The sequence below is a fragment of the Janthinobacterium lividum genome, from assembly GCF_034424625.1.
GTDB lineage: Bacteria > Pseudomonadota > Gammaproteobacteria > Burkholderiales > Burkholderiaceae_D > Janthinobacterium > Janthinobacterium lividum.
Genome location: NZ_CP139976.1, coordinates 3,257,557 through 3,280,698 on the forward strand (window position 1 = coordinate 3,257,557; position 23,142 = coordinate 3,280,698).

The window sequence follows — 23,142 nt, forward strand, 5'->3', positions numbered from 1 at the left end:
AACGACTTTGTTTTTGATAATGTTTCTTGCATGAACGTCAGTTTGCCGATTCCGGCGAAAGCGATATTTATCATGGTCATCCATGTAATTTACCCAAACAAAAGATGGCAAATCCATCCGATAACTGTGCTTTAAAAGTGGCAATCCGCGCTATGATTTCTCTTGGCGAAAGTCAACATAGGCAGCCGTGCTTGAGCGGTATGCTTTCCCCGACATCCAACAATGAGACGACAACCCATGCAATTACGTAGTGCAACCCTCATATTCAGCTTGATGGCCGCCTTCGGTGGCAATGCCCTGGCGCAAAGCGCCGCGATGCCATCGTGCCCGGCCGGCGACGGCGCTGCCGTGACGTATCCTGTCAGCAAAAAAGTCGACCAGCAAGACAGCTATTTCGGCACCACCATCGCCGATCCGTACCGCTGGCTGGAAGACGCCAACAGCGCGGAAACGGGCGAGTGGGTGACGGCGCAAAACAAGCTGACGCAGTCGTACCTGGGTACCATCCCGGAGCGCGCCGCGATCAAGCAGCGCCTGACCAAGCTGTGGAACTATGAGCGTTTCTCTACGCCAACGAAGCAGGGCGGCCGTTACTTCTACAGCCGCAATGACGGCTTGCAGAACCAGGCCGTGCTGTACACGGTAAAAAAACTGACGGACGAGCCCCGTCTGCTGCTCGATCCGAATACCCTGTCCACGGATGGCACGGTGGCGCTGGCCGGCACCTCGATCAGCCCGAACGGCAAGTATTTGGCGTATGCCACGTCCGCTTCCGGTTCCGACTGGAACGAGTGGAAAGTGCGTGACATCGAATCGGGCAAGGATTTGACGGACCACATCAAGTGGGCCAAGTTCTCCGGCGCTTCGTGGACCAAGGACAACACCGGTTTCTTCTACAGCCGCTATGACGCGCCGAACGAAGCCACCAAGCTGGCCGATATCAATTACTTCCAGAAATTGTATTTCCACAAGATCGGCACGCCGCAAAGCGACGACGTGTTGGTCTTCGACCGTCCCGACCAGAAAGAATGGGCGTTTGGCGGCAGCACCGTCAGCGACGATGGCAATTACCTGATCATCACGGCCACGCAAGGCACGGAACGCAAGAACCGCATCTTCTACAAGGACTTGCGCCAGAAGAACGCCAAGGTCGTCGGCTTGCTGGAAGCGTTCGACGCTTCCTACTCCTTCATCGACAATGACGGCCCCGTATTCTTCTTCAAGACGGACAACAAGGCGCCAAAATCGCGCGTAATCGCCATCGATACGCGTAAACCGCTGCCCTCCGACTGGAAGGAAATCGTGCCGCAAAGCGCGGAAACCCTCGTTGCCGTCAACCTGATCAATAACCAGCTGGTGCTCGATTACTTGAAAGATGCGCAAACGCAGATCAAGATCGTCGACCTGAATGGCAAGCTGGTGCGCGAAGTGGCCCTGCCGGGCATCGGTTCGGCGGGCGGCTTTGCGGGCAAGCGTGGCGATACGGAAACGTTCTACTCGTTTGCCAGCTTCACGACGCCAGCGACCATCTACCGCTACGACATGAAATCGGGCAAGAGCAGCGTGTACCGCCAGCCGAAGGTCGATTTCGACCCGAACGCCTTTGAAACGCGCCAGCAATTCTTCACCAGCCGCGACGGCACCAAGGTGCCGATGTTCATCGTCTCGAAAAAAGGCATGAAGCTGGACGGCACGAACCCGACCTATCTGTACGGCTATGGCGGCTTCAATATTTCGCTGACGCCGAGCTTCTCCGTTGCGAATCTTGCCTGGGTAGAAATGGGCGGCGTCTACGTGATGGCCAACCTGCGCGGCGGCGGCGAATACGGCGAAGCCTGGCACCAGGCTGGCACCAAGCTGAACAAGCAAAACGTGTTCGACGATTTTATCGGCGCGGCGCAATGGCTGGTGGACAACAAGGTCACCTCGCCATCCAAGCTGGCGATCGGCGGCGGCAGCAATGGCGGCCTGCTGGTGGGCGCAGCCATGACGCAGCGTCCCGACCTGTTCGCCGCGGCGATTCCGCAAGTGGGCGTGCTCGACATGTTGCGCTTCCACAAGTTCACCGTGGGCTGGGGCTGGGTGCCTGACTACGGTTCGTCGGACGATGCCGAGCAGTTCAAGGCGCTGGTGAAATACTCGCCGCTGCACAACCTGAAGGCGGGCGGCTGCTATCCAGCCACCATGATCACGACGGCCGACCATGACGACCGCGTCGTGCCTGCCCACAGCTTCAAGTTCGCTGCCGCTGCCCAGGCAGCGCAAGGCGGCGCGGCGCCTGTGCTGATCCGCATCGACAGCAAGGCGGGCCATGGCGCCGGCAAGCCAACGACCAAGCAGATCGAAGAAGTGGCGGACCGCTGGGGCTTCCTCAGCCGTTCGCTGAAGATGACGCCAGTCGCGGCGCCGGAACCGGCGAAAGTGGCGGCGCAGTAAGCCGGTAGCGGTAGGTCGGATTAGCCCGCAGGGCGTAATCCGACACCACCAGCGCCAACAATGTGTCGGATTACGCGGCCTGCCGCCGCTAATCCGACCTACTCCGACCTGCCTCCGTAATCCTCGCCAGTACCCCCTCCCCAAACACGGCCTGGAACGGCAAATCCTTGCGCTGCGCATAGCCGATATAGCAATCGCACTTGAAGCGCGGGCAGGATTTTTCTTGCAGCATGTCCGCCAGGTCATCCTCATATAAATTCCCCAGCCGCTCCGGCACGAAGTGGCAGCGCGCCAGTTCGCCGTCGCCATCGACGGACAGCGACGTTTCGCCCGCCAGGCACGGCTTGCCGCGCGAGGAAGAGGGACGGCGGTTGTGCGCGAACCACGGGTCGACGGCGTCAAACCAGGCCAGGTCTTCCTCGCTGTAGTAGTGGGGAGCACGCCGGTCATACGCGTTCAGCCACAGGTAGACGTGCTTGGGCAGAGCCGCGCGCAGGGCGCGGATGGCGTCCAGGTGCTCGTTCATCGCCACGACACCGACGGAATAGCGCACGCCCATCGTGTCCAGGCGCGCGCAGCGTTCGAGAAAACGGGCCAGTGTCGTCTGGTCCGGGTGGTAGGTGCACCACAGGCCGATTTTTTCCAGCCCGACCATCCCTTGCAGCCAGTTCAGGGGGCCGGACAGATTCGTCTGCAGCGCCACCTGGCGCACGTGCGGCAGGCTGGCCAGCGTCTGCATGGCCGTGCGGTAGTGGCGCCGCACCAGGGCTTCGCCCCACGGCGTAAACAGGATGCCGATGTCCCGCTTTTGTGCCGCCACCCAGCTGGTAAAACGCGCCACTTCGCGCGCATCGCGTGCCAAGGTGGCGCGGCTGTCGCGCTTCTTGGCAAACGGGCAGTAGCCGCAGGCGTAGTTGCAGCTCGCCAGAGTGCCCCGGTAAAGCAGGGACAACATGCTAGGTTGCGCTGTCAGCACGCCTGGCCCTCTTGCGCCATCAGCGCGCGCACCGTATCGGATGCCAGCCACGGGCCGATGGTGTCGGCGTAGCTGTAGCCCCGGTCGTTCAGGCGCAGCAGGGGGCCGCTCTCTTCCACCAGTTCCAGCGCGTGCAGTTCTGCCAGCTGCGGCAGGTCTGCTTCGCAGCGGCTGCCGAAGCGCGCCGTGTAGGCGTCGCGGTCCAGGCCTGGTTCCGTCAGCAGCGACTGGATCACGTAGCGGCGGCGCTGTTCTTCGTCATCGAGCTGGTAACCGTGTTCGGCCTGCGCGAAGCGCGCCTCGTCCAGCGCCAGGTATTGTTCTATGATGCCGATGGTCTGCGTGCGCGCCACCGCGTATTCGCTCGAATAATGGAGGTTGGCCGTGTAGGAGCGGGCGCCCGCGCCCAGCCCCACCATGCCATCGTTCTGGCAGCAGTACGAGGGGCCGTTCTGTTCCGGTGCATGCGGGGCGCGGAACATGCGCATCGATACCTGCTCATAGCCCTGGGCGCGCAAATGGTCGCGCGCGGCCGCGTACAGGGCCAGGCGGCTGTCGCCGTCGCGGGCCAGCATGATGGGGTTCAGCGTATCGGCGCCTTTGCGCCGCGCGATCTTGCCAAGGCCCGTCTGTTCGCGCACGTACAGCGGGTACAGGTAGATTTCTTCCGGCTGGAAGGCCAGCGCGCTGTCGATGGAAGCGAGCAGGCTGGCGACGGTTTGCCCGGCGATGCCGTAGATCAGATCCAGGTTCAGCGTGGGAAAGCCGGCCGCGCGTATCAGGCCGATGGCGTGGTGCACGGTGGCGTTTTGCTGGGGGCGCGCCAGCGCGCGCATCTCGCCGGCGGCAAAGCTCTGGATGCCCAGGCTGACCCGGTCGATGCCGTGCGCGCGGCACACGGCCAGGCGCTCGGCCGTGATGGTTTCCGGCGACGCCTCGATGCCGGCCGGCGTGGCTTGCAGGTCGATGCCGAGGATGTCGCGCGCGCCGCACAGCAAGGTGTCCAGCTGCGCCGGCGACAGATAGGTAGGGGTCCCGCCGCCCAGCGCGAAGCGGGCAAAGCGCCGTTCGCCCAGCGCGCCGGCCAGGGCGCGCATCTGCACCAGCACTTGCTGCACGTAGCGCTCGACCATGTCTGCACCGGGGCGTGCCATGGCGAACAGGTTGCAAAAGCCGCAGCGCATCTCGCAAAACGGGATGTGGATGTAGGCGAAGAGGGCGGAGCGGTCTTGCCGCGCCCACAGGGGCGCAAGCGGCGCCGCCTGTGGCAAGGTGCGATAGGCTGCCTTGTGCGGATACGAATATGAATACGCCTGGTAGGGCGTGTGGCGCATGCGCTGCGCCAGGGTGCCAGGTTGTTCGGCTGGGTTCACGGTGGGGATTCCTTGGGAGGTGTATCGGTATCGGTCTCGGGGACGATAAAAAAGTGCGCGTACGGTACCTGCCACACGCTGTCGTGGGCGACCCTGTGGCCCCGGTAGCCGTCTTCGCCATACGCGCTGCCATGGTCCGAACAGACGATGGCAAACGTGGGCGCGCGCGCGGCGCACGCGGTAAACAGGGGCGCCAGCGCGCCATCCACATAGCGCAGGGCCGCCGCATGGCTTTCCAGGCAGTCGGCACGGCAGCCGGGCAGGTAGGCGCGGTTCGGCGTGTGCAGGGCGGCCACATTGATGAACAAAAAAGTGCGCTCGTCGCTGGCGGCCAGGCGGGCTATGGCCAGGGCCACCTGCTTTTGCGTCGAATGGCGGCTGGCCACGCCCATGCCGGCGCTCCAGTGGCTTTCCTGGAACAGCGACGGCAGCACCGTGCCCAGCGCCGTTTGTTTATTGAAAAAGCCCACGCCGCCGATGCAGATCGTGCGGTAGCCGCGCGCGGCCAGGGCGGCGGGAAGGTCCGCTTCCTCGAACGCAAACGTGTGCGGCGAGGTGGTTTCGCTGCCGGCAAAAGCGCTGGCGAACAGGCGCGGATGGCGGCCCGGTGCCGCTGGCGTGGGCAAAAAGCCGGCAAAAAAGGCCTGGTGCGCCGCATACGTGAACGTGGCGGGCGAGTGGCGCCGTTCCCAGCCGCCAGGTGGTAAAAAACGTCCCAGCACGGGCAGTTCGCCCGCTTCATGCAGCGCTTGCGCCACGTCAAAGCGCAGGGTGTCGAGCGTGATGAAGACGATGTCGTGGCTGCCCACGACGGCGCGCATGTCGGGGATGGCTGGTGTGTCTTTAAACATGTGTCAGTTGCGCTTTGTAAGTGTCCGCGCCTTGCCACAGCAGGCCTGGCAGCAGGTCGCCGAAGGCATTCGCTTCGAGCACATGAGCCTGGCCCTGGCGCACCACGAGGTCGTAGCCCGTCACGTGGCTCTCGGGGAAGGCGCGCGCGGCCAGGGCGCTGGCCGCTTCCAGCGCCGCCAGGTCGGCCGCGTTCAACAGGCCGGCCGCGTCGCCGCGCCGGTTGTCGAGGTGCAGATTCGTCATCATCCGGTCGCCGATGCGCGCCACCCGGTGCGCGGGCTGGCCCGCCAGGGTCACGACTCTCAGGTCGTAGTGGCTGTCGCCGCAGCGCGGCTTGTTCAGCCATGCCTCCGCATACAGCTGTTGCGCGGCCAGCGCGTCGACGAGAGCGGCGATGTCGTGCTGCGTCTCGTAGCGGGCCATGCGCTTGACGTTGAACAAGCGTATCTGGCCGTCCGCCCGCGATAAGGTTGCAGAGGTGGTGGCTTGCTGGCGGCCAGCTCTATTCCTGCGGTAGGCAACGACGCCCGACGCGGACGAACCGTAGCGCGGTTTCAGGTAAACGCGGTCAAGCTGGTGTTCGTGCAGCAGCGACTGGAGATGGCCGTAGCCGTGCACGGGGCCGAGCAGGGCGGGAATGGCGATGCCGTGCGCGGCCAGATGGCGCTGGCAAGCCAGCTTGTCCGTCATGAGGGTGATGTCGGCCGGCGCATTGAAGACGCGCGCCTGCGGCAGCTCGGCCAGTTGCGCCGCCAGCGAGGCCATGGCAGAGGCAAAGCCCGCAAACCAGGCATCCATCGCCAGCAGCTCGCCATGCGCGGGCGCATCGACCGGCGGCCGGCCCAGCCGCCGGCAACCGTCATGCAGCAACAGCAGGTGGGCGGCCGGATCGTCGCCGGGCGGCTCGATCTTGAACAGGCAGGGCTGGCGCAGGGCTTCCTCCAGCAGCGCCGGCCGCGCCAGCCAGTCGCGCCATTCCAGCACTTGCGCGGGCGGCAGGCGCAGTTGCGCGCGCGCCGCCTGCATCAGGCGCACGCGCTTGCTGCCGCCGGTGGCCAGCAAAAGCATCCCTATTTATTCGCCGACGGCGACGTAGCGATAGACTTCGTCGTCGTCCTCGTCGTCTTCCTGCGGATCATCGAGTCTGACCGGGAAGGGCAGGGCCTTGAGTTTTTCCTGGTTCGCTTCCGAGATATAGTGGTGCGACAGGTCCATGCGCTTCAGATTGCCCAATTGCGTGCCGTGCAGCAGTGCTTCGGCGCCGACGTCGCCCAGGGTGCCCAGCGACAGATCCAGGGTCTCGACCGTGGCCAGCAGCGGCTCGTTGGCCAGCCAGACGGCCAGCTCGTCGGCGATCTGCGCATCGCGCAAGCCCAGGTAACGCAGGGTTGGCGTGGCCAGTTGCGCCAGTACCTGCTGATACAGCGCCACGTCGCCCGAGAAGCCGTAGTCCTCCGTGCCCAGCCACAGTTCCAGGTATTCCAGCTTGGGCATGCTCGACTGTGCCAGCGCCTGCGCGATCTTCTGATCGAGGCCGCCGGACTCGATGGTGAACTTGCGCAGGTTCTGGTGCGCGAACGGTTCGATGATCAATTCATTGCCGCCACGGATGCGCAGTTCTTCCAGCTGCGGGAAAGCGTCCAGCAGCGGCTTGTAGTTGCCTTGCACGATCCACGAGATTTCGCATTCCTCGTACGTCATGTCGCCAATGAACAGGGCGCGCAAGTTCGGCAACTGCGGCGCGTGGCTGGCCAGCGCGGCGATCACCTCGTCGGCGCCTGCCTCGTACGGGTCGCCCCACATGCCGATGATCAGCGCCTCAAGCGCATGCTTGTCGGTTTTTTCGAGGAAGCCGGCGATCAGATCCGGCATCTTGCGCTTGTCGTCATACTCGAGCGAGAGGCGGTAGACGATATCCTGCCCGGGTTGCAGCGCAATATCAGGATCGTACTGGACGACCTTTTTTTGGTGGAAGAGGGTGGTGCTTTCGGAAATCGTCATTGCTAAGGCTCCATGAAAGACAGTGAAAATCTTGTCTAATCCAAAATCTTAGCATGGGCGAAAGAGCTTATTGCACACCGCTGAAAAGCAACTATCTATGGATTACCACCAATAAGGCCTTGCCTTCCGTCTTGCCCAGGTTGCGGATGGTATGCGGCTGGTCCGCCGGATAGCGTGCCGTGCCGCCATTCTTGACCTTTTTCTTCGCCGCGCCCACTTCCAGCTCCAGGTTGCCGTGGATCACCGTCAAATGCTCGGTGGTGCCCGGATCGTGCGGTTGCGACGCCAGTTCGCCGCCCGGCGCCAGCGTCACTTCATACCATTCGTATTTGCCGGCCAGTTCCATCGGCCCGAGGATGCGCAGCACGTAGCCCGCGTGGTCGCCGGGCAGGGTGGGGGTTTCGTGGGCGTCCGTGATGCGGATGGTTTCCACGGTTTTTTCCGCGCTGGACAGCAATTCGCCGATCTGCACGCCCAGGGCGTTGGCCAGGCGCCACGTGATGGCGATGGTGGGATTGGCTTTTTCGCGCTCGATCTGCGACAGCATGGACTTCGAGACGCCCGCGATGCGCGACAAATCCTCGAGTGTCAGGCCGCGCGCCAGGCGCAGCCGTTGCAGGGTGGCACCTACTTCAGGGGGAGAATTGGTCGAAACGCTGGTTTTCATCGGCAGGTGGCTTGCAAAGTTCAAAAGGCTTGGGTAATATCCACTATATTGAATTTCAGTTCGAAATAGTGGATTTTGAGGAAAAACACGGAAACGTGTAGACTTCAAACAGCGCTTCACGGTACAGCATACTGCGCGCACCGGTCAAGCGGCGGCTTTTCCCTATGGCGGCTGAGGTCACCCGGATACCACACATACAACAGGGACACACAAGGATCATCATGAGCGAGCAAGCGAAGAACACCTTTTTCAGCGGTCTGCAACAGAATCTCGATCAACTGCGCCAGCAGGGCTTGTACAAGCCCGAGCGCGTGATCGCCTCGCGCCAGGGCGCCGAAGTGGTGTGCGACGATGGCCGTACCCTGATCAATATGTGTGCGAATAACTACCTGGGCCTGTCCGGCGACCTGCAGACGCAGGAAGCGTCTATTGCCGCCACGCAAAAGTACGGCTACGGCCTGTCGTCCGTGCGTTTCATCTGCGGCACGCAAACCGTGCACAAGGAACTGGAACAGGCGATTTCCGCGTTCCTGGGGACCGAGGACACGATTTTGTACGCGGCGGCTTTTGACGCCAACGGCGGCGTGTTCGAACCCCTGTTCGATGAAAACGACGCCATCATCTCGGATGCGCTGAACCACGCGTCCATCATCGACGGCATCCGCCTGTGCAAGGCTGGCCGCTACCGCTACCTGCATAACGACATGGCCGACCTGGAAGTGCAGCTGAAAGCGGCGATTGCCGCCGGCAAGCGCCATAAGGTCATCGTCACGGACGGCGTGTTCTCGATGGACGGCACGATTGCGCAGCTCGACAAGATCTGCGACCTGGCCGACCAATACGGCGCGCTGGTGATGATCGACGAATGCCACGCTTCCGGCTTCATGGGCGCGACGGGCCGCGGCACGCACGAGCACCACAATGTGATGGGCCGAATCGACATCATCACGGGCACCCTGGGCAAGGCCCTGGGCGGCGCCATGGGCGGCTTCACGTCGGCGCGCAAGGAAGTCATCGACACCCTGCGCCAGAAATCGCGTCCCTACCTGTTCTCGAACACGCTGGCGCCATCGATCGCCGGCGCCTCGCTGTCGGTACTGGAGCGCCTGGCCAAGTCGACGGAACTGCGCGACCGCCTGCATGACAACACGGCCTTCTTCCGCAGCGAGATCGAACGCATCGGCTTCACCATCAAGCCGGGCACCCATCCGGTCGTTCCCGTGATGCTGTTCGACGCTCCCGTGGCGCAGAAATTCGCCGCCCGCCTGTATGAACTGGGCGTGCTGGTGACGGGCTTCTTCTACCCGGTTGTGCCGATGGGCCAGGCCCGCGTGCGCGTGCAGCTCTCGGCTGCCCACACCCGCGAACAGCTGGTGCAAGTGCTGGCCGCCTTCGAGCAGGCTGGCAAGGAACTCGGTCTGCTGACCACTACCACTACCAATTAACAAGAAATCAGGATAAGAAGATGGAACGTATTTTAGTCATTGGCGCAAACGGCCAAATCGGTAGTGAGTTGGTGGGCGCGCTGGCGCAGCAGCACGGCGCGGACAATGTCATCGCCAGCGACATCGGCACGAACAACCTGTACCAGGCCAAGCGCTACGCGCAGTTGAATGTGCTGGACAAGGAAGGCCTGGCGAAGATCATCGCCGATGAAGGCATCACCCAGGTGTACCAGCTGGCGGCCATGCTGTCGGCCACGGGCGAAGCGGCGCCGTTGAAGGCGTGGAGCCTGAACATGGATGGCTTGCTGAATATCCTGGAACTGGCGCGCGAACGCGGCGAGGCAGGCAAGCCGCTGCGCATCTTCTGGCCATCGTCGATCGCCGCCTTCGGTCCGAACACGCCGCAGGTGAACACGCCGCAAATGACGGTGATGGACCCGACCTCGATGTACGGCATCAGCAAGCTGGCCGGCGAGCGCCTGTGCGAGTACTACTTCAACAAGTACGGCGTGGATGTGCGCAGCATCCGCTATCCTGGCATCATCAGCTATAAATCGCCTCCGGGCGGCGGCACCACCGATTACGCCATCGCCATCTTCCATGCGGCCTTGCGCGGCGAGCGCTATGACTGCTTCCTCGATGCGAACACCACCTTGCCGATGATTTACATGCCCGACGCCATCCGCGCCACCATCGAACTGATGGACGCTCCTGTGTCGCAGATCAAGATCCGTTCGTCCTACAATGTGGCCGGCGTGTCGTTCAACCCCGAGCAGCTGGCCAAGGCCATCGTGCGCATGGTGCCGGACTTCAAGATCAGCTACAAGCCGGACAGCCGCCAGGCCATCGCCGACAGCTGGCCGCAAAGCCTGGACGACAGCAAGGCCAGCGCCGACTGGGGCTGGAAGGCGCAGATCGGCGTCGAGCAGATGGTCACGGACATGCTGGCCAATGTCGACGTGGGTCACGCCGCCAAGGCTGCCTGAAGCACGCCTGCGCATTTAAAAACATACTAATATAAAGAGACACCACATGGATATGAGCGTATTTGACCTGTTCAAGATCGGCATCGGGCCGTCGAGTTCCCACACGGTGGGGCCGATGGTGGCGGCGCGGCGGTTCCTGGTCGAATACGGTCCGCTGGACCAGGTGGTGGGCGTCGAGGCGGCCCTGTATGGCTCGCTGGCGCTGACGGGCGTGGGCCATGCCACGGACAAGGCCGTCATTCTTGGCCTGATGGGCGAAACGCCGCAGGACGTGGCGCCCGATGCCGTCGACACCAAGCTGGCCGCCATCGAGGCGGCCGGCGAGATCGCCTTGCTGGGTACGCACGTGGTGCCGTTCACGGCCGCCACGGGCTTGATCTGGCACAAGAGCGAATCCCTGCCCGAACATCCGAACGGCATGCGTTTTACCCTGAAACTGGCGGACGGCAGCCGGGTCGACAAGGTGTATTACTCGATCGGCGGCGGTTTTATCCGCGAAGCGGGCGAGGCGCAAGCCGAAGCGGCCGTGGAGTCGGCCGCCAGCGCACGGGTCGTCTTCCCTTTCGATACCATGGAGCAGTTGCTGGCGCACGGCGTGGAAAGCGGCCTGTCGATCCCTGAAATGCTGCGCGCGAACGAATGCGTCAAGCGCAGCGACGCGGAACTCAATGAGGGACTGGACCGCATCTGGCACGTCATGCGCGACTGCATCGCGCACGGCCTGGAAACGACGGGCAACCTGCCGGGCGGCTTGAACGTAAAGCGCCGCGCCGCGAAATTGTGGCGCCTGGCGCAGGAAGCGAAGGCGTCCGACAACCGCGCCAACGACTTGCCGCACGACGCCGTGCACCTGGTCAGCCTGTACGCGATGGCCGTCAACGAGGAAAACGCGGCCGGCGGGCGCGTAGTCACTGCCCCGACCAACGGCGCCGCCGGCATCATCCCGGCCGTGCTGCGCTACTATGCGCAGGATTGCCGCCCCAGCGATCCGGTCGGCGGCGTGCGCCGCTTCATGCTGACGGCAGCCGCCATCGGCATGCTGTGCAAGCGCAATGCCTCGATCTCGGGCGCCGAAGTGGGCTGCCAGGGCGAAGTGGGCGTGGCGTGCGCCATGGCGGCCGCCGGCCTGGTGGCGGCATTGGGCGGCACCAACGAGCAGATCGAAAACGCGGCCGAAATCGGCATCGAACACCATCTTGGCATGACGTGCGACCCCATCGGCGGCCTGGTGCAGATCCCCTGCATCGAGCGCAATGGCATGGGCGCCGTGAAAGCCATCACGGCCGCCTCGCTGGCGCTGAAGGGCGATGGCACGCATTTCGTCAGCCTCGACGAAGTCATCGAAACCATGCGCCAGACGGGCGCGGACATGCAGGACAAGTACAAGGAAACATCGCTGGGCGGCCTGGCCGTGCATGTAATCACCGTCAACCACGCCGCTTGCTGATGTGTTGCTGGTAGTGTCGGATTACGCGCGGAGCGCTAATCCGACCTACGATACGCCACGGTCGGCGTAGGTCGGCTTAGCGCAAAGCGCGTAAGCCGACATTGCCACGCTAGCCAGCAACTTCACTCCTCCTCAAACAACTGCTCCAGCCTCCTGGGGTAGTTATTCAAGAAATCGCGCGTCACGGCGAAGTGTTCCGTGTCTTCATATGCCACCTCGTGGATGCCGCCGCCCGTAAACATCAGGATTTTCGCGTTCGGGTAGGCCAGCAGGATGGGCGAATGGGTGGCGATGATCAGTTGCGAGTCGTCCTGCACCAGCTGGTGGATCACCGATAGCGCCGCCATCTGGCGGCTCGGCGACAGGGCCGCCTCGGGCTCGTCCAGCAGATACAAGCCCTTGCCCCGCAGCTTGTTGATCAGGGTCGCCATGAATGCTTCGCCGTGCGATTGCGCGTGCAGCGACTTGCCGCCATAGCTGGCCAGGTATTCGGGCATGTCGTCCATGTAGGTGGCGACGTTGAAAAAGCTTTCGGCGCGCAGGAAATAGCTGTCCTCGGGCTTCTTGTAGCTCTTGCTCAGGCGCAAGTGCGCGTGCAAGCCCGATTCCTCGTCCGACGGCAGGGCGATGCGCACGTTGCGCGTGCCGCCATCCTTGCCGAAGCCCAGCGCCACGGCCAGCGCTTCGAGCATGGTCGACTTGCCGCTGCCATTCTCGCCCACGAAAAACGTCACGTCGCGGTGGAAATCCATGTGCACGAAGTCGCGGATGGCGGGGATGGTGAACGGATAGTGGTCCATGTCGACGACAGCGTCGGGGCGCAGCGCGGCGCTTTGCAAATACGGTTTTTTACTGATCGGCATGGCCGGTTTTCGACTCCATGATTGGCACTTTACAGGGCAGAAAGCACAGTGTGGCGCAAATCGGCGGCGCACGCCAGTACGCACGCCGGCCATGTTTGCCTGGCTTGATCTCATGCCATTATGGCTGCATTGACAATATCCAGGCTCTCCAATTGTCACATCCTGACCTGGCTGGCGCCACGCGATTCGCCTTGGACGGCGGCTGGCACTATAATATCCGCTGCCATTCATGATTAACCGCTCTCAGCTCAACTGGACTCTTCAAATCTATGCATTACGTGTCTACCCGCGCTGATAAAGCGCCATTGCAGTCGCAACAGTCATCTTTGCAGCAATTTTCCGACATCCTACTGGGCGGCCTCGCCCCCGATGGCGGCCTGTATCTCCCTGAACACTACCCGCAAGTCACTGGTGCCGAGCTGAACGCCTGGCGCACATTGTCGTATGCCGACCTGGCCTACGAAATCCTGAAGAAGTTCGCCACCGATATCCCGGCCGCGGACCTGAAGGCACTGACGGCGAAAACCTATACCAAGGCAGTCTACAAGAACGCCCGCGCCGGCGAAAACGCGGCCGACATCACGCCGCTGCGCGTGCTCGAAGAAAACGTCGTCAAGGGCGGCCAGACCACCCTGATGCTGCAGGCGCTGTCGAACGGCCCGACCCTGGCCTTCAAGGACATGGCCATGCAGCTGCTGGGCAACCTGTTCGAATACACCTTGGCCAAGCACGACGCCGAACTCAATATCTTTGGCGCCACGTCGGGCGACACGGGCAGCGCGGCCGAATACGCGATGCGCGGCAAGAAGGGCATCCGCGTCTTCATGCTGTCGCCGCACAAGAAAATGAGCGCCTTCCAGACGGCGCAGATGTTCAGCCTGCAAGACCCGAATATCTACAACATCGCCGTCGAAGGCGTGTTTGACGATTGCCAGGACATGGTCAAGGCCGTCTCGAACGACTTGCCGTTCAAGGCGAAACAGAAGATCGGCACCGTCAACTCCATCAACTGGGCGCGCGTCGTGGCGCAGGTCGTGTACTACTTCCGCGGCTACCTGGCGGCCACTACCAGCAACGAGCAAAAAGTGTCGTTCACGGTGCCGTCGGGCAACTTCGGCAATATCTGCGCCGGCCATATCGCCCGCATGATGGGGCTGCCCATCTCGAAACTGGTGGCGGCGACGAATGAAAACGACGTGCTTGACGAATTCTTCCGCACGGGCGTCTACCGCGTGCGCAAGTCCGCCGAGACCTACCATACGAGCAGCCCGTCGATGGATATCTCGAAAGCGTCGAACTTCGAGCGCTTCGTCTACGACTTGGTGGGCCGCGACAGCGACCGCGTGCGCGCCCTGTTCACGAAAGTGGAAACGCATGGCGGCTTCGACTTGTCCGGCAAGCCTGGCAGCGACGGCGACGAATTCAAGCTGGTGGCCAAGTACGGCTTCAAGTCGGGCAAGTCCACGCACCAGGACCGCCTCGATACCATCCGCGACGTGGCCGACGACTACGGCATCACCATCGACACGCACACGGCCGACGGCATCAAGGTGGCGCGCGAGCACCTGGAGCCCAACGTGCCGATGATCGTGCTGGAAACGGCGCTGGCGGCCAAGTTCAACGAAACCATCCTCGAAGCACTGGGCGTGGACGCGGAACGGCCAAAGGGCTTCGAGAACATCGAAGACTTGCCGCAAAAGTTCGTCGTGATGGATGCGGACGTGGAAAAGATGAAGGCGTATATCGCCGCCAACACGGGCTTGTGATGAGCGGGCCTGTGATGAACGATCCGACCGCACAACGCAAGCCGATGCTGTCCGTGGCCGAGGCGCAAGCCTTCATGCTGGGCGCGGCGCGCCCGGTGGCCGAGGTGGAGCTGGTCGACACCATGCGCGCCAACGGCCGCGTGCTGGCGGCCGCGCAAACGTCGACCATGAACGTCCCCGAGCGCGACAACACGCAGATGGATGGCTATGCCGTGCGCGCGCAGGATTGCGCCAGCGGCGCGGCCAGCTTGCGCGTGTCGCAGCGCATCGCGGCTGGCCACGTGGGCCAGCCCTTGCAGCCGGGGACGGCGGCGCGCATCTTCACGGGCGCCCTGATCCCGGACGGCGCCGATTGCGTCGTGATGCAGGAGCAGTGCACCTTGCTTGATGGCGTAGTGACGGTCAATCACGTGCCGCAGGCCGGTGAATGGGTGCGCCGCCAGGGCGAGGATATCCGCGCCGGCGGCGAGATCCTCGGTGCCGGCCGCCGCCTGCGCAGCCAGGAAATGGGCCTGGCCGCCTCGGTGGGCCTGGCGCAGCTGCCGGTGCTGCGCAAGCTGCGCGTCGCCGTCTTCTTCACGGGCGACGAGCTGGCCATGCCCGGTGAGGCCCTGGCGCCGGGCGCCGTCTACAACTCGAACCGTTTTACCTTGCGCGGCCTGCTGGAGAATTTGGGCTGCGAGATCACGGACCTGGGCATCGTGCCCGACAGCCTGGAAGCGACCAAGGCCGTGCTGCGCCAGGCGGCCCAGGGCAATGATCTGATCATCACCTCGGGCGGCGTGTCCGTAGGCGAGGAAGACCATATCAAGCCGGCCGTGGAAGCGGAAGGGCGGCTGAACATGTGGCAGATCGCCGTCAAGCCGGGCAAGCCGCTGGCGTTTGGCGAAGTGCAGGATGCCTTCTTTATCGGCTTGCCTGGCAATCCCGTCTCCAGCTTCGTCACGTTCCTGCTGTTCGTGCGCCCCTTCATCCTGCGCCTGCAAGGCGTGGCGGGGAATCTGGCGCCGCGCAGCTACAAGCTGCCGGCCGCGTTCGAGCGCCTGAAGGCGGACAAGCGCAACGAGTTCTTGCGCGCCAAGGTCAATGGGGAGGGCGAGCTGGAACTGTTCGCCAACCAGAGTTCGGGCGTGCTGACGTCCACCGTGTGGGGCGACGGCTTGATCGATTGCCCGCCGGGGCTGTCGATTGCGCGCGGCGACATGCTGCGGTTTATTCCGTTTAACGAATTGCTGTACTAAGGAAGTAGCGATGAAGATCAATCTGCGATTTTTTGCCAGCGTGCGCGAGCTGGTGGGAACCGGCCATGAAGTGCTGGAAGTGAGCGCGGAGGCCGCGTCACGGCTGACGGTGGGCGAGGTGCGCAATCTCCTGATCGCCCGCGGCGGCAACTGGGAATACGCGCTTGCGCAGGGCCGTGCGCTGCGCATGGCGCATAATCAGGTGATGTGCGATGCCGCTACCGTGATAGGCGACGGCGACGAGGTGGCGTTCTTCCCGCCCGTGACGGGCGGCTGATCCCGCTTCCCAAATGAGACGGCCACTTCATCGAAGTGGCCGTTTTTTCATGAAGACTTGGTTTTCGGTTTGTCCCCGCTGCACGTGGCGCAGGCGATGGCTTTCTTGTAGCGCCAGTATTTCGAACCGATGAAGATGGCCGACGCCACCAGCGACCAGGCCAGCGCGCTGAGGATGTCGGCCTGGCTGGTGGTGCCCTTGCTGTACTCGACCACCGTCAGGATGATGAATAAGATCGAACTGGCCAGCAAATAACGGGAAATCCAGAATCCTGCACCCATGTGTTTCTCCTCTTGTCGTCTCGTTGTCTCGTGAAGTCAAAGTGCCGATCGCTGCAGCATGTTGGCGCAGTATGCATCATTTTTCGGCATTCTTGCCATCCCCGCGCCTTATCTCGACTAAAATGCCGGGGTTTTCACCGTCTTTCCAGCCTGCCATGACCCATTCCAGCCTTCCTCCCTTTCACATCGCCGTCATCGGCGGCGGCCCTGCCGGCCTGATGGCCGCCCAGGCTGCCACCGACCAGGGAGCCAGGGTGGAGCTGTTCGACGCCATGCCGTCCGTCGGCCGTAAATTTCTGCTGGCGGGACGCGGCGGCATGAATATCACGCATGCGGAAGACTACCAGTCCTTCGTCTCGCGTTACGGCAGGCCGGCCCGCTGGATCAAGCCGGCGCTGGACCAGTTCGGCCCGCAAAAGGTGCGCGACTGGGTGCACGGCCTGGGCGTGGATACTTTCGTCGGCTCCTCGAACCGCGTCTTCCCGACGGACATGAAGGCGGCGCCCTTGCTGCGCGCCTGGCTGCACCGCCTGCGCGAGGCGGGCGTGCAATTTCACATGCGCCACCGCTGGACGGGCTGGCGCGACGGCCAGCTGGCCTTTGCCACGCCGGACGGCGAACGCCTGCGCGGCTTCGACGCCGTGATCCTGGCGCTCGGTGGCGGCAGCTGGGCGCGGCTAGGATCGGACGGCGCCTGGGTGCCGCTGCTGCAAGAGCGCGGCGTGGCCGTGACGCCCCTGGCGCCGGCCAATTGCGGCTTCGACGTAGACTGGAGCGGGCATTTCAGCAGTCGCCATGCCGGCGAACCGCTGGCGACGGTGGCCATCACGGCGCGCGATATCGATGGCTTGCTCATCAAGCGCCAGGGCCAGTTCGTCATCACGGCGGGCGGCGTCGAGGGCAGCCTGATCTACGCGCTGTCGGCCGCGCTGCGCGAGCAGATCGCCGCCGAGGGCAGCACCACCATCTGGCTCGACCTGGCACCCGACCACACGCATGCACGCGTGTTCGAGGAAGTGACGCGCCCGCGCGGTTCCCGCTCCATGTCCAGCCACCTGAATAGCCGTCTGGGCATCAAGGGCGTGAAATCGGGCTTGCTGCGCGAATGCCTGAGCGCGGCCGACTTCGCCGATGAAGCCAGGCTGGCGGACGCCATCAAGCTGCTGCCCGTCCGACTTGTGCGTCCGCGCCCCATCGATGAAGCCATCAGCAGCGCCGGCGGCGTGGAATTCGACGGTGTCAAAGGCAGCATGCTGCGCGCCATGCCGGGCGTGTTTCTGGCGGGGGAAATGCTGGACTGGGAAGCGCCGACGGGCGGCTACCTGCTGACGGCCTGCCTGGCGCAAGGCAAGGCGGCCGGCGAGCAGGCGGTCAGTTGGCTGGAAGAGAACGTTAGTGCCAGGTAATTTCGCCCGAGCCGCTTTTCTGGGTTTCGCGCTGGCGCGGGTTGCCGTGGACGTGGATGTCGCCGCTGCCGCGCAGGGTCAGGTTGCTGGCGTCGCGCACGAAGACGGTGCTCGTGCCGGAGCCTTGCAGGCTGACGCTGGCCTTGTCGGCGGCCAGGTGCTCGGCATCGATATCGCCTGAACCGCTCAGGTCGGCACGCAGGAACTTGGTATTGCCGCTGGCGGCGATGCGCCCGGAGCCCACCATTTCCAGCACCACGCTGTCGCTGTTGCCGCCATTGATGTCGAGGTCGCCGCTACCGTTGACGGTGGCGGCAACCTGCTTGTAGCGTCCCGTGAAACTGACATCGCCCGAACCCGTCAATTCCAGGATGAAACTGTCGCCGGAAAATCCCGTGATCTTGCTGTCGCCATTGCCGTGCACTTCCACGCGGACGAGGGCGGGCAGCACCAGTTCCACCTGCAGGGGCTGGCGGTGGTGGAACAGCATGCCTTTCGGGCCGATATGCAGGGTCGTGCCATCTTGCGTGGTGTCGACGTTCGACAGCAGACGCTGCTCGCCGCTGACCTTCAGCGAGGGTGTGGCGCCGCGGCGCAGCACCAGGTCGATGGGGCCGGCCAGGTCGATGCTGTTGATATTGGGGGAAACCGGGCGCGTTTCGCTGCGCACGGCACGGCCGGCGGCGCTGCTGGGATTGCTGATTCCCTTGGCGCGCAGCGCGGCATATGACATGGCGATCAGGACCAGTGCCAGCAAGAGCATGGACAGGCCAACTTTGAGCAAGCGTTTCATGGCAGCCTTTCTAGTGACCTTTGAGCAGGGAAACATTCATGGCAACGTAGCGCTTGATGCCGATCAAGGTATAGCGCGTTACGACCAGACTGAGCAGGAAGATGGCGATGCCGCCGAGCAGCATACCCACGCCAAAGACGGTTTGCGTGGTGCGCGCATCGCGGTCCATGTCGGTGGAGATGCGGATGCCCCCGCCGGCCAGCGCTTCGGCCCGCTCCATCATGCGCGAGGAAGCACCGGGCGCCCCCGGCTCGGACTCGGCCGGGTCATGCTGCAAGCGGCCGGGCAGGTGATCGACTTCGATGCCCGTGTCGCCGATGGTGATGCGCGTTTCGCGCCGTTCGCCATTTTCGCCGCCGTCATCGTCGTGGATGAAGACGTGGCGCAGAGGACCGTCGAGCACCAGTTCGTTGGCGCCGGACAAACCGCTGGCCGTGATGGCGATGCCGGCCAGGTAAAAGCTCAGGCCGACGGCGTACAGGGTGGCCAGCAGGGCCGCGTACACGGCGGCAGGCACGACCATGAACAGGTTGAAGATGGCCAGGCCCACCAGCGAGACGAGCAGGCGCAGCAGGTTGACGGGGGTTTTCTTTTGCTCGAAAGCCTGGCGGTGCGTGCTGTTGCGCAAGGTAAGGGCGATTTTTTTCGGGTCGCCCAGGTCGTCTGCGATCTCGTGCTCGCTGCGGCCGGCCGCAGCGCCTTCGATGAAGGTCTGTTCGTAATAGTCGAGCGTCTTGGCGACCAGGTCCGGTGGCAAGCCTGCCAGCGCGCGCCGCAGTGCGTCGAGATAATCTTGTTTGTTCATCATATTCTTCCTGTCCGCCGCTTCAGCCCATGGCCGGCAGCAGCATGCTTGCCTGGCTCAGCAGCAATGGTGCCTGTGGCGCCTGCTGTGCGTGAATGACGATGAATGTGGCCAGCACCACACCAGCCAGCAGCGCCAGGGCTTTCAAGCTGTTTTTCAAGTGCAAGGTGGTGTGCATGGTATTCCCCGTGGCATGGCCGTTGTCGATGATCAGACTGTACCCAAGTGCACGCGAGCGCACCAGCGCGGTGCGACAGAATGCAATTTCGCGGGGGCGAGCGACACCAGGGGAGGATGCACCGTCAAGTCTACTTTGCCACCTTGCCCGTGGTAATGGCTTTTGCCGCCGCCACGCCGCTGCGCACGGCGGCCTCGATGGTGGCCGGATAGTCTTGCGTCCGGTCATCATTGGCCGTGTAGTCGCCTGCCAGCAGCAAGCCAGGCACGCCGCTGGCGTTGCCGGGGCGAGCCAGGTCGGGCGTGCAGGCAAAGGTGGCGCGCTTTTCCGTGATCAGCTGGGTCCACAGGGGCTGCGCCAGGGCAGGGCGCTGCAACACCTGGGCCAGCTGCGCCGCGATGGCTTGCGCCAGCGGTCCATGGCCTTGCTCGGCGGCATAGCCGGAGGCGCTGATGACGACGGCCAGCAAGCCCGCCTGGTTGCTGTCGAGCTGGCCCCGATCGAAGACGAACTGGCCCCAGTGCTGTTGCTCCGGCGCATCGACGAGGGCGTAGAACGGCAAGTCCAGGCGCACCGAGGCATCGTACTGCAGGTAACAGGTGCTGATGGCTTCCGGCGTGAACGCTTGCATGCGGTTCACCGCTTCGTCAAGGTGGGCGTCGTGCAAGCCTTGCAGCAGGCTGGCCGCCTGCACGGACGAGGTGGCCACGATCACGCCGTCAAAGCTTTCGCCGTCATCGACGCCGTCATCAAGCCCCCAGCGGCCATCGGGCAGCGCCTGCAAAGCGGTCACCTTGGCGCCCGTGCGGACTTCACCGCCATGCTGCACCACGTAGCGGCTTGCCGCGTCGGGTAACAGGGCACTCAGGTCCGCCTTCGGGATCAGCATGTCGGAGGCGCGGCGGCGGCTCGCGCCCAGGCTGTCGCGCAGCACGTTGAGGAAGACGCGGGCCGAGGCACGCTCGGGCGGGGTATTCAATGCGGCCAGGCACAGCGGGTGCCACATCAGCCGGTTCAAACGGTTTGTCTGGTCGAAGCGCTGCAGCAATTCGCTGACCGAGCAATCGTTGTATAGCTGCCAGCCCATCGTCCGCATGGCGGTGGAAAAGCGCATCAGGGCCAGCTTGTCGGCGCGCAACAATCCCTGGGCGCGCAGCAGGGCCCATGCCAGGTGCAGGGGCGCGGGCAGGCGCGGCGCGATGAAATCCATGCCACCCGAGCCGGCCGGATAGCGCATCTGCAGGGGCAGGGTGAGGATCAGCTCGGCAGGGTCTTGCCCCGCCAGCTTGATCAGGCGCAAGGTTTCCGTGTAAGCGCCCAGCAAGATGTGCTGGCCGTTGTCGAGCACAGTGCTTTCGCGTTCGACCCGGCGCGCGCGCCCACCCAGGGTGCGCGCGGCCTCGAATACACTCACCGCGTGACCGGCGCGCGCCAGTTCCATGGCCGCCGCGCAGCCAGCCCAGCCGGCGCCGATGACGGCGTAGCGCTGCTTCACGGCCTTGTCAGCCACGAACCCAGGTCTTCCAGGCCAGCCACAGTTTGCGGATCGGCGTGAGCGAGATGCGCTGTTTCAGCACGTGGTAGCCGTCGCGCTCGACTTCATTGAGCAGGGTGCGGTAGATGGCGGCCATGATCAGGCCCGGGCGCTGGGCGCGGCGGTCTTCTGCCGGCAAGAGCGCGAAGGCTTCGTCATACGCCTTTTGCGCGCGCGCCACCTGGAAACGCATGAGGTTTTCAAAGTTTTCGCTGTGGCGCGCATTCAGCAAGTCGGCCGCCGTCACATTGAATTGCTGCAATTCGCTGATCGGCAGATAGATGCGCCCCTTGCGCGCGTCTTCGCCCACGTCGCGGATGATATTGGTGAGCTGGAAGGCATGGCCCAGCTTTTCCGCATACAGCAGGGTTTCCGGGCGGGTCGCGCCGAAGATGCTGGCCGACAAGATTCCCACCACGCTGGCCACGTGCCAGCAATAGCGGCTCATGGCCTGGTAGTCGAGGTAGCGGGTTTGGTTCAAGTCCATTTCCATGCCGTCGATGATGGCCTGCAAATGCTTTTCTTCCAGTTTATATACGTCCAGGTGCGGCTGCAGCGCGCGCATCACGGGATGCGTGGGATTGCCCTCGTACATGGCCTTGACTTCCTTGCGCCACCAGACCAGCTTGGTGCGTGCCACGGCTTCGTCCGTGCATTCGTCGACCGTGTCATCGACTTCGCGGCAGAAGGCGTACAGGGCCGTGATGGCCTTGCGGCGCTCGGCGGGCAGGAACAGGAAGCTGTAGTAGAAGCTGGAGCCGCTCTGGGCGGCCTTTTGTTGGCAGTATTCGTCGGGAGACATAGTCAAAAGAGCAAGGGTTGCAGATCGAAGCCGCTATTCTATCGTCTTACAGAGTGGGCGACGGTGGAAAAGCCGTTTTTACTTGTGTCTCTTGATGCAAGCTTTTGCGCGACATGCGCAGGGCGCGCCAGAAAATGATCAGCCAGTCGCGTTTCTCCAGCTTGGGACGGCGCCGGAACACGTCGTAATTGACGGCTTCGATGCACTCGAGGATGCGCAAGCCCCCTTGCACCACCAGGCGCAACTCCCAGCCGATGCGCCCGCGCAAACGCAGGGCCAGCGGCGCGCCGGACAGCATCAGGGCGCGCGTGCGGGCCACTTCAAAGCGCATCAGGGCGCTCCACTTGCCGTGCGCCTCGGGCCGCTCGAAGGCGGCGGCGGAGACGGCAAAGCGGGTCAGGTCTTCCATCGGCAGGTAGATGCGCTCTTTTTGCTGGTCGATGGCGACGTCTTGCAAGAAATTAATTAGTTGCAAAGCTGAACATATGGCATCGGAATCGCGTACATTCTGTTCATCGGCCGCGCCATACAGGTGCAGCATCAGCAGTCCCACGGGGTTGGCGGAACGGGCGCAGTAATCGAGCACGTCGTCATAGCTGGCGTAGCGCGTCGTTTCCACATCCTGCTTGAAGGCGGACAATAAATCGTGGAATGGCTTCAGCGGCAACTGGTGTTTGGCAATGACGGCGGCCAGGCGTTCGAACATGGCGGCGTTCTCGCCCCCATGGCCTTCGTGGCGCGCGATGCGGCCCAGCGCCTCTTCGTAGGCGTGCAGGGCCGCCAGGCGCTCGGCCGGCGTGGCGTCGCCTTCGTCGGCCAGGTCGTCGGCGCTGCGGGCGAAGGCATAGATGGCTTCGACGGCGGGCACCAGGCGGCGCGGCAGTAAAAATGATGCAACAGGAAAATTTTCGTAATGGTCTACAGGCATGAACACACTTCTCTAGTCTTGCGTTTGTCCGGCACCCTCAAACGCTGGAATGTGGCCGGGCGTTGTACGTCTCAAGATTAATGAC

Annotated in this window: 22 protein-coding genes; 8 read left to right on the forward strand and 14 right to left on the reverse strand. The window is 63.5% G+C overall.

What is annotated here, in order from left to right; genetic code table 11:
• Window positions 1-237 precede the first annotated feature (237 nt).
• Complete coding sequence (locus U0004_RS14720) at window positions 238-2,436, forward strand: prolyl oligopeptidase family serine peptidase (RefSeq protein ID WP_115057479.1); 2,199 nt, start codon at window positions 238-240, stop codon at window positions 2,434-2,436.
• Between the two features lie 88 nt (window positions 2,437-2,524).
• Here U0004_RS14720 and U0004_RS14725 read toward each other — a convergent pair whose 3' ends face one another.
• The 6 genes from U0004_RS14725 to U0004_RS14750 form a co-directional block, all read right to left on the reverse strand.
• On the reverse strand, window positions 2,525-3,391 hold the full coding sequence (locus tag U0004_RS14725) for an STM4011 family radical SAM protein (protein WP_070256181.1): 867 nt from the start codon (window positions 3,389-3,391) through the stop codon (window positions 2,525-2,527).
• A 14-nt stretch (window positions 3,392-3,405) separates the two neighbouring features.
• Window positions 3,406-4,785: an STM4012 family radical SAM protein gene (locus U0004_RS14730; protein WP_217495238.1), complete on the reverse strand. Its 1,380-nt coding sequence runs from the start codon at window positions 4,783-4,785 to the stop codon at window positions 3,406-3,408.
• A complete protein-coding gene (locus U0004_RS14735) occupies window positions 4,782-5,636 on the reverse strand; it encodes an STM4013/SEN3800 family hydrolase (RefSeq protein WP_070256178.1) in 855 nt (284 codons plus the stop codon). Before U0004_RS14735 ends, U0004_RS14730 begins: the two co-directional genes overlap by 4 nt.
• Complete coding sequence (locus U0004_RS14740) at window positions 5,629-6,705, reverse strand: STM4014 family protein (RefSeq protein WP_115057480.1); 1,077 nt, start codon at window positions 6,703-6,705, stop codon at window positions 5,629-5,631. The genes U0004_RS14735 and U0004_RS14740 overlap by 8 nt, the downstream gene beginning before the upstream one ends.
• A gap of 6 nt (window positions 6,706-6,711) precedes the next feature.
• Window positions 6,712-7,638, reverse strand: coding sequence for an STM4015 family protein (locus U0004_RS14745; protein WP_070256172.1), 927 nt, complete (start codon window positions 7,636-7,638; stop codon window positions 6,712-6,714).
• A gap of 91 nt (window positions 7,639-7,729) precedes the next feature.
• On the reverse strand, window positions 7,730-8,305 hold the full coding sequence (locus tag U0004_RS14750) for a helix-turn-helix domain-containing protein (RefSeq protein WP_034781438.1): 576 nt from the start codon (window positions 8,303-8,305) through the stop codon (window positions 7,730-7,732).
• Window positions 8,306-8,526: 221 nt separating this feature from the next.
• Between U0004_RS14750 and kbl the strand changes: the two genes are divergently transcribed.
• The 3 genes from kbl to U0004_RS14765 are packed head-to-tail and all read left to right on the forward strand — an operon-like array spanning window position 8,527 to window position 12,183.
• On the forward strand, window positions 8,527-9,750 hold the full coding sequence (kbl, locus tag U0004_RS14755; protein WP_034781436.1) for a glycine C-acetyltransferase: 1,224 nt from the start codon (window positions 8,527-8,529) through the stop codon (window positions 9,748-9,750).
• A gap of 20 nt (window positions 9,751-9,770) precedes the next feature.
• A complete protein-coding gene (locus tag U0004_RS14760) occupies window positions 9,771-10,736 on the forward strand; it encodes an NAD-dependent epimerase/dehydratase family protein (RefSeq protein ID WP_070256169.1) in 966 nt (321 codons plus the stop codon).
• A 46-nt stretch (window positions 10,737-10,782) separates the two neighbouring features.
• Window positions 10,783-12,183: an L-serine ammonia-lyase gene (locus tag U0004_RS14765; RefSeq protein ID WP_070256166.1), complete on the forward strand. Its 1,401-nt coding sequence runs from the start codon at window positions 10,783-10,785 to the stop codon at window positions 12,181-12,183.
• A 122-nt stretch (window positions 12,184-12,305) separates the two neighbouring features.
• On the opposite strand, the gene U0004_RS14770 is transcribed toward U0004_RS14765, so the two are convergent.
• Window positions 12,306-13,046 (reverse strand): AAA family ATPase, encoded by a 741-nt coding sequence (locus U0004_RS14770; protein ID WP_070256164.1) that lies wholly within the window; start codon window positions 13,044-13,046, stop codon window positions 12,306-12,308.
• A 269-nt stretch (window positions 13,047-13,315) separates the two neighbouring features.
• Here U0004_RS14770 and thrC point away from each other — a divergent pair, with 269 nt between their 5' ends.
• From thrC to moaD, 3 genes are read left to right on the forward strand one after another with little or no spacing between them, the layout of a single operon-like run.
• Complete coding sequence (gene thrC, locus U0004_RS14775; RefSeq protein WP_070256163.1) at window positions 13,316-14,812, forward strand: threonine synthase; 1,497 nt, start codon at window positions 13,316-13,318, stop codon at window positions 14,810-14,812.
• Between the two features lie 14 nt (window positions 14,813-14,826).
• Complete coding sequence (locus U0004_RS14780) at window positions 14,827-16,053, forward strand: molybdopterin molybdotransferase MoeA (protein WP_070256543.1); 1,227 nt, start codon at window positions 14,827-14,829, stop codon at window positions 16,051-16,053.
• Window positions 16,054-16,063: 10 nt separating this feature from the next.
• Entirely contained in the window at window positions 16,064-16,330 is a 267-nt protein-coding gene (gene moaD / locus U0004_RS14785) for a molybdopterin converting factor subunit 1 (RefSeq protein ID WP_070256161.1), read from the forward strand.
• A 47-nt stretch (window positions 16,331-16,377) separates the two neighbouring features.
• On the opposite strand, the gene U0004_RS14790 is transcribed toward moaD, so the two are convergent.
• Window positions 16,378-16,611, reverse strand: coding sequence for a hypothetical protein (locus U0004_RS14790; RefSeq protein ID WP_034781412.1), 234 nt, complete (start codon window positions 16,609-16,611; stop codon window positions 16,378-16,380).
• A gap of 155 nt (window positions 16,612-16,766) precedes the next feature.
• Here U0004_RS14790 and U0004_RS14795 point away from each other — a divergent pair, with 155 nt between their 5' ends.
• The gene (locus tag U0004_RS14795; RefSeq protein ID WP_070256159.1) at window positions 16,767-18,017 is read left to right on the forward strand and encodes a TIGR03862 family flavoprotein; all 1,251 of its coding nucleotides are present in this window, start codon (window positions 16,767-16,769) and stop codon (window positions 18,015-18,017) included.
• Here U0004_RS14795 and U0004_RS14800 read toward each other — a convergent pair.
• From U0004_RS14800 to hpnC, 6 genes are all read right to left on the reverse strand, one after another.
• Window positions 18,004-18,810: a head GIN domain-containing protein gene (locus tag U0004_RS14800; protein ID WP_070256157.1), complete on the reverse strand. Its 807-nt coding sequence runs from the start codon at window positions 18,808-18,810 to the stop codon at window positions 18,004-18,006. The genes U0004_RS14795 and U0004_RS14800 overlap by 14 nt on opposite strands.
• Window positions 18,811-18,820: 10 nt before the next feature.
• On the reverse strand, window positions 18,821-19,618 hold the full coding sequence (locus tag U0004_RS14805) for a DUF1700 domain-containing protein (protein WP_231958248.1): 798 nt from the start codon (window positions 19,616-19,618) through the stop codon (window positions 18,821-18,823).
• A gap of 19 nt (window positions 19,619-19,637) precedes the next feature.
• A complete protein-coding gene (locus U0004_RS14810; RefSeq protein WP_161789615.1) occupies window positions 19,638-19,793 on the reverse strand; it encodes a hypothetical protein in 156 nt (51 codons plus the stop codon).
• 130 nt (window positions 19,794-19,923) lie between these two features.
• Entirely contained in the window at window positions 19,924-21,303 is a 1,380-nt protein-coding gene (gene hpnE, locus U0004_RS14815; protein ID WP_070256150.1) for a hydroxysqualene dehydroxylase HpnE, read from the reverse strand.
• On the reverse strand, window positions 21,296-22,129 hold the full coding sequence (gene hpnD / locus U0004_RS14820; protein ID WP_058050483.1) for a presqualene diphosphate synthase HpnD: 834 nt from the start codon (window positions 22,127-22,129) through the stop codon (window positions 21,296-21,298). The genes hpnE and hpnD overlap by 8 nt, the downstream gene beginning before the upstream one ends.
• A gap of 46 nt (window positions 22,130-22,175) precedes the next feature.
• Complete coding sequence (hpnC, locus tag U0004_RS14825) at window positions 22,176-23,057, reverse strand: squalene synthase HpnC (RefSeq protein ID WP_034787618.1); 882 nt, start codon at window positions 23,055-23,057, stop codon at window positions 22,176-22,178.
• Between the last annotated feature and the right edge of the window lie 85 nt (window positions 23,058-23,142).